Source organism: Pseudomonas sp. HMSC057H01 (assembly GCF_001836405.1).
GTDB lineage: Bacteria > Pseudomonadota > Gammaproteobacteria > Pseudomonadales > Pseudomonadaceae > Pseudomonas > Pseudomonas aeruginosa.
Window position 1 is genome coordinate 1 of sequence record NZ_KV828443.1, and the last position, 1,682, is coordinate 1,682.

3 protein-coding genes and 1 pseudogene are annotated in these 1,682 nt (G+C 71.3%); all 4 read right to left on the reverse strand.

From position 1 onward, the window contains the following. Positions 1-236 (reverse strand): annotated as a pseudogene (locus HMPREF2581_RS33430) (hypothetical protein); the annotation flags it as partial. Further along, entirely contained in the window at positions 233-808 is a 576-nt protein-coding gene (locus HMPREF2581_RS11565; RefSeq protein ID WP_003139016.1) for a S26 family signal peptidase, read from the reverse strand. The gene HMPREF2581_RS11565 and the pseudogene HMPREF2581_RS33430, both read right to left, overlap by 4 nt. Beyond that, positions 805-1,362 (reverse strand): DUF2840 domain-containing protein, encoded by a 558-nt coding sequence (locus HMPREF2581_RS11570; protein WP_016254214.1) that lies wholly within the window; start codon positions 1,360-1,362, stop codon positions 805-807. The genes HMPREF2581_RS11565 and HMPREF2581_RS11570 overlap by 4 nt, the downstream gene beginning before the upstream one ends. Next, positions 1,359-1,643, reverse strand: a complete 285-nt coding sequence (locus HMPREF2581_RS11575) for a hypothetical protein (RefSeq protein ID WP_016254213.1) — start codon at positions 1,641-1,643, stop codon at positions 1,359-1,361. Before HMPREF2581_RS11575 ends, HMPREF2581_RS11570 begins: the two co-directional genes overlap by 4 nt. Positions 1,644-1,682: the final 39 nt, after the last annotated feature.

Genomic DNA, 1,682 nt, shown 5'->3' on the forward strand with positions numbered 1-1,682 from the left:
CCCGGCGGCGCTGCTGCGCGAGCAGCCAGCGCGCCGGCGAACGCGGCGACGGCCATAGGCCGGCAGCGTTCGAGGCAAGACGCCTGCACATGGGAAGGCAGCGCGAAGTGCGGCACCCGATACGTAGGATCGGCGCTCGCACTGCACGCGCGACGACATGCCGAAAGCCACTGGATCGGCACGCCCAATGGCACGACAAGATGCACGACAACGTGCAGCGAGTCGGCGGCCATCATGGGCGGGCCTCCAGCCGGATCGGGTGCGCGACGCCGATCACGGCGGATGCGGCAACCGGGCCGAAATACCGGCTGTCGAACGACGACGGGTTGGTCACGCTCAACAGGAAAAGCTCGCCGGGTTCAAGGCGGCGGCACTGCTGCCAGGATGGCAGCGGGCGGCCCCAACGGTCGGCGGGCAGCGCGGCGGCCGAAGGCACGCCGTCGATGCGGACGATGCCGCTGGCAACGCACACCTCCTGCGGCGCGACCGCGCCCACGCGCTTGAGCAGCGGCACGCGCGCCGGCAGGTAGCCGCGCTGCGCGGCCAGCGCGGCGGCGTCTGGCGGCAGCGTGGTCAGCACGATGGAGCCGACGCGCGGCGCATCGGGTGGCGCGATGCGATACCAGCCCACCGGAACGCTGTCGGACGGGTTGTAGATCAGGCGCGGCATCGGATGCACGAAGGACGCCCAGGCCAGCGCAGCAAGGCCGCAGGCGGCGAAGCCCGCGAGCACGATGCGAGCGCGCTGGCGCGAGCGAGGACGCGGCGCCTTTCCAGTGGTGTTGGCGCCAGTGGAAACGGCGGTCATGGCAGCACCCTCCCGGCCAACCAGGCGGCGTGCCGCTCGGCGGTGTACTCGGGCAGCGGCAGGCGCGCAGCGAGCCGGTTGGCGAGCGTGCGCCAGTACGCGGGCGAGACGGCGACAGGCGCGATGCCCAGCGCCTCGATGGCGTCGATGCGTTCCAGCACGGCGCGCACTTGCCCGTCGCCCTCGGCGTGCAGTAGCAGGCGCGCGCCAGGCTGCACGCCGGGGATGCGCTGCGCCGCGTCCAGCGGTGTGCAGGCTTGCATCACCATGAGCTGCCAGCGCACGGTGCCGTAGTCGTTGGCCTGCCAGCGCACGCGGCAGAACACAGCGCCCGGCAGGAACATGGCGCAGCGTCGCCAGCGGTCGAGCTGGTGCGTGCGCGCGGGTTCGCCAAAGCGCAGGTAGAGCTTGAAACGGGCCTCGATGTAGGCCAGCGCCACGCGCGTCAGCGGCGCGCTGGCGGGCTGGCCGGAAGGTGCGATGAATGATGGCTGTGGCGCAGCCGTGGCCGCGCCAGCGGCAGGCGCGGCAGCAGGTGCAGTGGATGCAGTCATGGTGTGTTCTCCCTGCGGTTCTCGGGAAACTCCCGCTCCAGCAGGCCGCGCAGCAGGTCGGCCACGGTCACGCCTTGCGTGAAGGCCGATACCTTGATGCGCGCCCGCAGTGCGGGCGTGATGTCGAGCGTGAGGCGAGCCGTGTAGAGGTCGCCCTTGCCCAGCGCATCGGCATCGCCCTGGCGAATCCACGCCTCGGCGTGCGGATTCGCAGGAGGACGCGCACCGATGCCGACGCGTTTTGCCGTGCGTTTGCCGCTCTGTGGTGGCTTCGCTGTCATGTCGTCCACCGCAGCAGTTCGTCCACCAGGGCGGTGATT

What these genes read in the sequence shown, in the direction of transcription:
- HMPREF2581_RS11565 (WP_003139016.1), bottom strand. Translation starts at nt 808, where the DNA reads ATGACCGCCGTTTCCACTGGCGCCAACACCACTGGAAAGGCGCCGCGT.
- HMPREF2581_RS11570 (WP_016254214.1), bottom strand. Translation starts at nt 1,362, where the DNA reads ATGACTGCATCCACTGCACCTGCTGCCGCGCCTGCCGCTGGCGCGGCC.
- HMPREF2581_RS11575 (WP_016254213.1), bottom strand. Translation starts at nt 1,643, where the DNA reads ATGACAGCGAAGCCACCACAGAGCGGCAAACGCACGGCAAAACGCGTC.